Below are 9,209 nucleotides of genomic sequence, written 5' to 3'. Positions count from 1 at the left end.
GGTGCGGGGGGACGGCCAGTCCCCCCGCCGTCGCGGGACGCCACTCAGACGCCGCGCCGGTTGCCCCACAGCAGGACATGCAGCTGCGGCAGCAGACGGGGCCGGAACCAGCCGTCCGCCATCACCTTGTCGACCAGCCACAGCAGCCGGTCCGCGACATCCTGCGCCGCGACGGGCACGTCCGGGTCCACCTCCGGGTTCCCCGGCTGCAGGACCAAGTCCAGGTCCGGATACCGCCCCGCCCAATCGCGCGCCCAGGCATAATCGGCATCGTCGAAGACGACGATCTTCAGCACCGTCCGCGTGCCCTGCGCCGCCGCCAGACAGGCCTCGAAGGCCGCCGGGTCCGGTGTCTCGCCGCTGGAGGGCGGCTTGGGGCTCAGCACCAGCAGCGTCAGGTCCGCAAACCAGTCGCGCGCCACCGATCCCTGCGTCTCCAGCGCGAAGCCGTAGCCCTCGGCCCGGCCCGTCGCGATCAGCGGCCCAAAGTCCTGGATGGCCGGATTGCCGCCGGAAATGGACACCGTCAACGGCCGCCCGCCCGACAGCGCGCGCACCTGCGCCCAGACCTCGGCGATCTGCATCGCGGCCCAACTGTCGCGAAAGGCGCTGTCCACCGCATGCATCGAATCGCACCACGAACAGCGGTAATCGCACCCCCCTGCCCGGACGAAGACCGTGGGCTGTCCGATCAGGGCGCCCTCCCCCTGGATGGTGGGGCCAAAGATTTCCGCGATGCGCAGGGGTTTCATGGCCGGTACTCGGCCCAGGTCTTGGGCGTCTCGCTGACCTTGACGGCACTGGTCTCGGGCCAGCGTGCCCGGCACCAGTCAAAGAAATGCCGCGCAAGGTTCTCGGCGGTCGAGGGCACGTCCAGCACGTCGTTCAGGTGCCGGTGGTCGAACGTCCCGTCGACATAGGCCTTCAGCGGCGCCAGTTCGTGGTAATCGCGCACGAAGCCGTCGGCATTCAGATCGGGCGCCGCCAATTCGACCACGACGATATAGTTGTGCCCGTGCAGCCGCGCGCATTGATGATCGGGCGCCAGATGATCCAGGCGGTGCGACGCGCTGAAATGGAACTCCTTGCTGATGCGGAACATCACGCACCCCCCACGGCATGGGCGGCCACCGCCGCCTGCCAAAAATCGGCATCGTCGTATTCGGTCGGATCGGCAACGTCCGCCAGGTGGAACGCCTCGCGCCGCTCCACGCAGGTGCCGCAGCGTCCGCAATGGCGCGCCCCGCCCTTGTAGCAGGACCAGGTCTGCGCAAAGGGCGTGCCCGCGGCCGCGCCCGCCGTCACGATGTCGGCCTTGGTGCGGTGAACGAAGGGCACGTCCAGCGCGACATCGGCATACCCCTCCAACGCCGCACGCTGCATGGCAGCGAAGGCGTCCGTGAAACCGGGCCGGCAATCGGGATAGATGAAGTGATCGCCCCCGTGGACCGCGGCTGCCACCGCCGCATCGCCATTGGCGGCAGCGATGCCGAAGGCCACGGTCAGCATGATCGCGTTGCGGTTGGGAACCACCGTCACGCGCATCGTCTCTTCGGCGTAATGGCCGTCGGGCACGGCCAGATCGTCGGTCAGCGCCGATCCCGACAGCGCCGCGCCCAGGCCCGACAGGTCGACCAGGTGGAATGGCACGCCCAGCCGCAGGGCGCAGGCGCGGGCAAATTCCAGCTCCTTGCGATGGCGCTGGCCGTAATCAAAGCTGACGATGCGCGACAGGCGCCCCTGGGACGCAAGGACATGGGCAAGCGAGACGGAATCCAGCCCGCCCGAGCAGACAAGTGCAGTGTGCATGTTTGAACCCTTGTTTTTGTGACCCGGGTAGGCTGCGACCGGGAAGCTGCCGCTTAGCAGAGCGAACACACGATGAAAAGCGCCGCCCTCAGGCGGTCGCCCCGTCGTCGCCCGTCCCGCCCGATTCGGCGATCAGCCGGGCATAATCGGTCAGGGTGACGCCGCGCTTGCCCACGATCTCGATGATGCCGTCGCGGCGCAGGGCGGTCATCTGGCGGCTGACCGTCTCGATGGTCAGGCCCAGATAGGCGGCCATCGCCTCGCGCGTCAAAGGCAGCTCCAGCACGATGCGGCCCGCCGGGCGGCGCTTCTGCGAGGCCGCCTGCCGCCGCGCGATGATGGCGATGAACGAGGCGATCTTCTCACGTGCCGTCTTGCGGCCCAGAAGCAGCATCCATTCGCGCGCCGCGTCCAGCTCGTCCAGGGTCATCTCCAGCAGGCGGTGTGCCAGGTGCGGGATGCGCTGCATCAGCTGGTCGAACGGCCCGCGCCGGAAACAGCACAGCACCACCCCCGTCGCGGCGGTGGCGTTGTAGGCGGCCGTGTCGCGCCCCGGCCGGCCCAGGAAATCGCTGGGCAGCAGCAGGCCCACCATCTGGGCGCGCCCGTCCTCCAGCGTCCGGGTCAGCGTCGCCACCCCGCTGACGACCGAGGCCACGAAATCCATCCGGTCGCCTTCCCAGACGATCGGCTGGCCGGCCTCGAAGCTGCGATAGAACTTCATCCGTTCCAGCAGGGCCAGCTCGTCGCCCTCGCATTGCGCACAGACGGCGCGATAGCGGATGGGGCAGTCGCCGCAGCGCGCACCGCCTTGCAGGGGGCTTGACGGTTGGACCTGGGTCGGAACGGGGACGCGCATGGTGATCCTAGGATAGGCCCATGGGGTGAGCGGCGCAACGACAGGCGAACCGAATCGTTCGCCTGCCACGAAGCGCCGGCCGGAGCGACACTTGGGGTCAGTGCGCCTCGGCCCAGTTCATTCCCTGCCCCGCATCCACGACCAGGGGCACCGACAGCCACACCGACGGTTCGGGCGCGGCCTCCATGATGGTCCGGGCGCGGGCGATCAGGTCGTCCACCGCATCCTCGCGCACCTCGAAGACCAGTTCGTCATGCACCTGCAGCAGCATCCGCGCGGGCAGGTCGGCGATGGCGTCCGGCATGCGGATCATCGCGCGGCGGATGATATCGGCCGCAGCCCCCTGGATCGGCGCGTTGATCGCCGCGCGACGCGCGCCCCCGGCGGCAGGCCCCGAGGTGTTGATGCCCGGCGTGTTGATCCGCCGTCCGAACAGCGTGGTGACGTAACCGTCCTGCTTCGCGTCGGCGACGGTCTTGTCCATATAGGCGCGGATCTCGGGGAAGCGTTCGAAATAGGTGTCGATGAAGCTCTGCGCCTCGGCCCGCGGGATGCGCAGGTTCCTGGACAGCCCGAACCCCGAGATGCCGTAGATCACGCCGAAATTGATCGCCTTGGCCCGCCTGCGGATCATCGGGTCCATCCCCTCGACGGGGACGCCGAACATCTGGCTGGCGGTCATGGCGTGAATGTCGATCCCCTCGCGGAAGGCCTGCTTCAGCGCCGGGATGTCGGCCACATGCGCCAGGATCCGCAGCTCGATCTGGCTGTAGTCCAGGGCCACCAGCCTGAACCCTTCGGGCGCGATGAAGGCCTGGCGGATGCGGCGGCCTTCCTCCGTGCGGATCGGGATGTTCTGCAGGTTCGGCTCGGTCGAGGACAGCCGCCCCGTCTGCGCCCCGGTGATCGAATAGCTGGTATGGACCCGCCCCGTTTCCGTATTCACATAGGTGGGCAGCGCGTCGGTATAGGTCGATTTCAACTTGCTGATCTGGCGCCAGTCCAGCACCCGCGCGGGCAGGTCATGCCCTTCGGCGGCCAGATCCTCCAGCACGTCGGCACTGGTGGAAAACGCGCCGGTCTTGCCCTGCTTGCCGCCCGCCAGTCCCATCTTGTCGAACAGGATCTCGCCCAGCTGCTTGGGGCTGCCGATGTTGAAGCTCTGCCCCGCCAGCCCGTGGATCTCATCCTCCAACCCGGCCATCTTCTGCGCGAATGCGTTCGACATGCGCTTCAGCACGTCGGTGTCGATGCGGATGCCCGCCATCTCCATCTGGGCCAGGACCGGAATCATCGGGCGTTCCAGCGTGTGATAGACGGTCGAGACCTTCTCCACCGGCAGCATCGGCGCGAAATGCTGGAACAGGCGCAGCGTCACGTCGGCATCCTCGGCCGCGTAGGGCGCGGCCTTGTCGATGGCGACCTGGCCGAAATGGATTTGGCTCTTGCCCGAACCGATCAGCTCCTTGATGGGGATGCACTTGTGGCCCAGATAGCGTTCGGCCAGCTCGTCCATGCCGTGATTGTGCGTGCCCGCGTTCAGCGCATAGGACATCAGCATCGTGTCGGCGATCGGGGCCATCCGGACCCCGTGGCGGGCCAGCATCTTCCAGTCGTATTTCAGGTTCTGCCCGATCTTCAGGATCGCGGCATCCTCCAGCACCGGCTTCAGCGCGGCCAGGACGGCGGCGGGGTCCAGCTGCCCCTCGACCCGCGCGGACTGGCCGAACAGATCGTCGCCCCCCGCGACATGGCCCAGGGGGATGTAACACGCCCGCCCCGGCGCGACCGCCAGGCTGATGCCGACCAGATCGGCCTGCATCTCGTCCAGGCTCGTGGTTTCCGTGTCGATGGCGACCTGCCCCGCCTCGCGGATCGCGGCGATCCAGGCGTCCAGCGCCTCGGGCGTGGTCACCGTCTCATAGCCGCCGGTGTCGATGGCGGGTTGATCGGGGGCCGCGGGCGCCTCGCTGGCGGGGGCCGCCTGCACGGCCGGGGCCTCGGCGCCCAGGGATTCCGCCACGCGGTTCGTCAGCGTGCGGAACTCCATCTCGGACAGGAAGGCCAGCAGGCGGTCGGCATCGGGGGCCTTCACCTCTAGCGATTCCAGCGTCACGTCCAGCGGCGTGTCGCAATCCAGCTGCACTAGGCGCTTGCTGACGCGGATCTGGTCTGCATGCTCGATCAGGGTCTGGCGGCGCTTGGGCTGCTTGATCTCCTCGGCGCGCGACAGCAGCGTCTCCAGATCGCCGTATTCCTGGATCAAGAGGGCCGCGGTCTTGATGCCGATGCCCGGCGCGCCCGGCACGTTGTCGACGGCGTCGCCCGCCAGCGCCTGCACGTCCACCACGCGGTCGGGGCCGACGCCGAACTTCTCGAAGACCTCGTCGGGACCGATCAGCTTGTTCTTGATCGGGTCTAGCATGTCGACGCCATCGCCGATCATCTGCATCAGGTCCTTGTCGCTGCTGATGATCGTGGCCGTGCCGCCGGCATTGCGCGCCGCGCAGGCCATGGCCGCGATGATGTCGTCGGCCTCATAGCCCTCGGTCTCGATGCAGGCGATGTTGAAGGCCCGCGTCGCGTCGCGGGTCAGCGGGAATTGCGGGCGCAGATCCTCAGGCGGCTCGGGGCGCTGCGCCTTGTAGGCGGGATAGATCTCGTTGCGGAAGGTCTTGGACGAATGATCGAAAATCACCGCCGCATGGGTCGGCGCGGTATGCCCGTCATCGGTCTGAACATAGCGCCACAGCATGTTGCAGAACCCCGCGACCGCGCCCACCGGCAGCCCGTCCGACTTGCGCGTCAGGGGCGGCAGCGCGTGATAGGCGCGGAAGATGAAGGCCGATCCGTCGATCAGATGCAGATGACAGCCCTTGCCGAAACGCTCGCCCATGATCACCTATCCTTGCTGGTCAGGGCCGCCTTGTGCCACGACCGGGACCGATCTTCCAGCGCGATGCCCCCAGGAAACCGTCATGCCCAAGATGCGCCGCAAATCCGACCTGCCGACCAAGATCTGCGCGGCCTGCGGCCTGCCCTTCGCCTGGCGCAAGAAATGGGAACGCGATTGGGACAATGTCCGCTACTGCTCGGACCGCTGCCGGGGCAAGGGCAAGACCCGCGGGGACGCGCCGGGCGGCAAGGCCGCCCCGGTTTGACGGCCCCCTCGATGGGGGGCGGCAAACCGACGCGGGTCGGGACGATCCCAGGCGGGTCAGTGGTCGTCGTGGGCGTGATCGCGGTCGATCACGAAGCGCTTGTCGCAATAACCGCAATCGACAAACCCCATGTCCGGGCTGATCGCCAGCCAGACGCGCGGATGGCCCAGGCCAGCTGCATCATCGCCGTCGCAGCTGACGCGCCAGCGGGTCACCACCTCGGTCACGGGGGCGGGGCGGGTCGTGGCCTCTGGCCCGGTTTCGGTCGACAGGGGGGTCTCGGGCGTCACGTGCTGCGTCATGGCTGGCCTTCTTGTGGCGGCGTGCATCATCTGGTCTAACCCCATTAGCGCAGCGCCGCCTGCCTTCGCAAGCTCTGCAAGGATCACCCCATGCCCGACGCCATCCAGATCACCGGTCTTCGCAAGACCTATGCCGCCCAAGGCAACGCCCCGGCCAAGGACGCGCTCAAGGGCGTCGACCTGACGATCCGCGCCGGCAGCATCTTCGGCCTTCTGGGCCCCAACGGCGCGGGCAAGTCGACGATGATCAACATCCTGGCGGGGCTGGTGAACAAGACCGCCGGAAAGGTTTCGATCTGGGGGTTCGACCAGGACGTGAACCCGCGCCAGTCGCGCGCCGCCATCGGGGTCATGCCCCAGGAACTGAACATGGACCCGTTCTTTTCCCCCCGCGCCAGCCTGGAGGTCCAGGCGGGCCTTTACGGCGTGCCGAAATCCGAACGCTGGACCGATGAGCTGCTGGCACTGGTGGGCCTGTCCGACCAGGCCAACGCCTATGCCAGGAACCTGTCGGGCGGGATGAAGCGGCGGCTGCTGCTGGCCAAGGCGCTGGTCCATCGCCCGCACATCCTGGTCCTGGACGAACCCACCGCGGGCGTCGACATCACCCTGCGCGAGATGCTGTGGAAGAATGTCCGCCGCCTGAACGAACAGGGCATGACCATCATCCTGACCACCCATTACCTAGAGGAGGCCGAACAGATGTGCGACGAGATCGCCATCATCAACCACGGCCAGGTGGTGGTGCGTCAATCGACCCAGGACCTGCTGTCGCGTACTGACGGCAAGACGCTGGTGCTGGACACGGGCGGCGCGGTCCCGCNCCCGCCCCTGCCCGCGGGCGCGCGCCCAGAGACGCGGCCCGACGGGCGGCTGGCGATCACCTATCCTCCGTCGCGGCTGCGCGCCGACCAGATCCTGGACGCGGTGCGCGCCGCGGGCGTGCCCATCCTGGACGTCGCCGCCGAACAGCCCGACCTGGAGGACGTCTTCGTCGAACTGACCCGCGACTAGATCAGCCGCGCGCCCCGATCATCGGCCCCATGATCGACCCGCCCATGATGTGCAGGTGGAAATGGGGCACCTCCTGCACGCCGTCATGGCCGGCATTGGTGATGGCGCGGAACCCGTTGCCCTGATCCAGGCCCACCCCCTCCAGCGCGCAGACTTGGGCGCACAGCCGCATGAAGCCCGCGATCTCGGCCTCGGACGCGTTGGCCGCGAAATCGTCGAAGGCGACATAGCGGCCCTTGGGGATCACCAGGACATGGCTGGGCGCCTTGGGCGCGATGTCGCGGAACGCCAGGGCGTGATCATTCTCGGCCACGGTGTCGTTGGGGATCTCTCCGCGCAGGATCCGGGCAAAGATGTTGCTGTCGTCATAGGCCATGAATGTCTTCCTTCAGTCGGCAAAAAGATGCGGCGTCTCCGCCAGGGCGCGGGCCTGCGGCTCGGGCACCCCAAGGAACGCGGCCAGCGCCGCGGCGTTGCGATCGGGCCCCGCGGATTCCGAAATGGTCGCCAGATGGCGGAACCCCGCCTCCCTAAGGCGGTCCGCCTCGTGCTGCAGGTCGTTGCGCACGATGGGCAGCAGGCGGTGGACGATGTCGGACGGGGCGTCCGGGCTGACCAGGCCGACCCTGCCCATATGGCCGCGGACGTAATCGTCGTCGAACCGGCTGTCCACGAACAGCACCCGCGTCTGCGCCCGGTCGGCGTCGAAATCGGCGATCAGGCTGACCGCCGACGGATCGACGCAGAACACCAGCCGGTCGCTGCCGAACTGCTCGAACATCAGCTTGACCAGCGCGCGGCGGTGACGCTCGCGCTTGTCCACGGTCGACGCCACGCCGCCCATGTCCGGCAGGTGCGCGTCCTGTTCGTTGAACACGTAATCGACCGCAGGAATGTCCGTGGCGGCGCGGATGGCCGCCGTCAGCCGCTTAGCGACGTGCCATTTCTTGGCGACCACGATCTGAACCACGCGTTCGGCGCCCAGACTGCCGTCCGTCTCCCAGAACCGCGGGGCAAAGCGGCGCCCGATGCGCCCGCGACCGGTCAGAAAGCTGAACAGCCGCCGCCCCTCGGCCGAGATGGTGAAGTCCTGCCCCGTGGCCTGCCACAGCGCGCCAAGCCGGGCGCGCAGCTCCTGCGCCTCGGGGCTTATCTTGCGGGCGAACAGGTAATCCTGGCGCAGCAGCAGGTCGTAATGGTCGTTGTGGAAATTGATCGGCATCCCGTAATCGCTGAAGATCAGGAAGGTCAGCGTGCGGGTGCGGATCTGCTGGCGCGGCACGACATGGGCCACCAGGGTCTGAAAGAATGTCTCGTCCGGGATCCAGGTGGTGCTGAAGAAGCGCACGATCTCGGGGCGCGCGCGGATCAGGTCCAGGATCGCCTCGACCGTCTGGCGGCGCAGGCACCACCATTGCGACCCGATCATCACCTGCAGGTCGTCGGGCACCCGCCGCGTCAGCCCAAGCCGCTGCTGCAGCTGCAGGCTGGCATAGAACAACGCCTTGTGGCTGCGTTCGTTGAACCAGTGGCGATAGATCAGCCGCTCCTTGCGCAGGCCGGTCTTGATCCAGTCGCTGTTGAAGAAGTCAAAGCTTTCGATGTAGTCGCAATCTTCGGCATCCAGATAATTGTACGCGAATTCCGCCGACTTGATCGGCATGCAGTCGCCCGACAGCATGTAGAAATGCGTGGCTTGGGGAAACGCCGTCTCGGCCGCGCGCAGAGCCTCCAAGGTGGCGGCGACCAGCGACCATTCCCCCCATCCGCATCTGCGCCGACGCGCCGCAAAGGTCACGCGGGGATGGTCATCCAGCGCATCGCGGATCTGCTGGAACATCGCCCGCGGGGCACGCTTGTCGAAATGGATCGACACGTAATCCCCCGTCGCCGTCAGACGCCGCGCCTGATCGATCACACCCTGCGGGTCCTTGTGCATCAGCAGGATGAAGGCGATGCGTGCCATGCGCTGGACGGTCCCCCGGGGCCAAATAGGTGCAGTTTGACGTAAGGCGTTGAATATGTCTGCGGGTTTTGGTTTGAATGTGTAACCTTTTTTGTCGG

At 67.3% G+C, this 9,209-nt stretch carries 10 protein-coding genes; 2 read left to right on the top strand and 8 right to left on the bottom strand.

Going from position 1 to position 9,209, the window contains the following annotated elements; genetic code table 11:
- Positions 1-44: 44 nt before the first annotated feature.
- The 5 genes from queE to polA all read right to left on the bottom strand — a co-directional run bounded on the left by queE (position 45) and on the right by polA (position 5,564).
- A complete protein-coding gene (gene queE / locus GBO37_RS17485) occupies positions 45-752 on the bottom strand; it encodes a 7-carboxy-7-deazaguanine synthase QueE (RefSeq protein WP_252930191.1) in 708 nt (235 codons plus the stop codon).
- A complete protein-coding gene (queD, locus tag GBO37_RS17480) occupies positions 749-1,102 on the bottom strand; it encodes a 6-carboxytetrahydropterin synthase QueD (protein WP_045981772.1) in 354 nt (117 codons plus the stop codon). Before queD ends, queE begins: the two co-directional genes overlap by 4 nt.
- Positions 1,102-1,809, bottom strand: a complete 708-nt coding sequence (gene queC / locus GBO37_RS17475) for a 7-cyano-7-deazaguanine synthase QueC (RefSeq protein ID WP_252930190.1) — start codon at positions 1,807-1,809, stop codon at positions 1,102-1,104. The genes queD and queC overlap by 1 nt, the downstream gene beginning before the upstream one ends.
- Before the next feature lie 88 nt (positions 1,810-1,897).
- Positions 1,898-2,668 carry a transcriptional regulator FnrL gene (gene fnrL, locus GBO37_RS17470; protein WP_252930189.1) on the bottom strand — a complete coding sequence of 257 codons (771 nt, stop codon included), beginning with the start codon at positions 2,666-2,668 and terminating at the stop codon, positions 1,898-1,900.
- Between the two features lie 97 nt (positions 2,669-2,765).
- Entirely contained in the window at positions 2,766-5,564 is a 2,799-nt protein-coding gene (polA, locus tag GBO37_RS17465; protein WP_252930187.1) for a DNA polymerase I, read from the bottom strand.
- 82 nt (positions 5,565-5,646) lie between these two features.
- Here polA and GBO37_RS17460 point away from each other — a divergent pair, with 82 nt between their 5' ends.
- Positions 5,647-5,829, top strand: coding sequence for a DUF2256 domain-containing protein (locus GBO37_RS17460; RefSeq protein WP_045981768.1), 183 nt, complete (start codon positions 5,647-5,649; stop codon positions 5,827-5,829).
- A gap of 56 nt (positions 5,830-5,885) precedes the next feature.
- Here the strand turns inward: GBO37_RS17460 and GBO37_RS17455 are convergent, their stop codons facing one another.
- Positions 5,886-6,131, bottom strand: coding sequence for a zinc-finger domain-containing protein (locus tag GBO37_RS17455; RefSeq protein WP_045981767.1), 246 nt, complete (start codon positions 6,129-6,131; stop codon positions 5,886-5,888).
- 90 nt (positions 6,132-6,221) lie between these two features.
- Here GBO37_RS17455 and GBO37_RS17450 point away from each other — a divergent pair, with 90 nt between their 5' ends.
- A complete protein-coding gene (locus GBO37_RS17450; protein ID WP_252930186.1) occupies positions 6,222-7,145 on the top strand; it encodes an ABC transporter ATP-binding protein in 924 nt (307 codons plus the stop codon).
- Position 7,146: 1 nt separating this feature from the next.
- On the opposite strand, the gene GBO37_RS17445 is transcribed toward GBO37_RS17450, so the two are convergent.
- Together GBO37_RS17445 and GBO37_RS17440 are read right to left on the bottom strand one after the other, a co-directional pair.
- Entirely contained in the window at positions 7,147-7,521 is a 375-nt protein-coding gene (locus GBO37_RS17445; RefSeq protein WP_194886372.1) for an HIT domain-containing protein, read from the bottom strand.
- Positions 7,522-7,533: 12 nt separating this feature from the next.
- Positions 7,534-9,111 (bottom strand): DUF5928 domain-containing protein, encoded by a 1,578-nt coding sequence (locus tag GBO37_RS17440; RefSeq protein WP_045981764.1) that lies wholly within the window; start codon positions 9,109-9,111, stop codon positions 7,534-7,536.
- Between the last annotated feature and the right edge of the window lie 98 nt (positions 9,112-9,209).

Source organism: Paracoccus sp. 08, assembly GCF_024105395.1.
GTDB lineage: Bacteria > Pseudomonadota > Alphaproteobacteria > Rhodobacterales > Rhodobacteraceae > Paracoccus > Paracoccus marcusii.
This window is presented reverse-complemented; position numbering and strand designations above follow the sequence as displayed.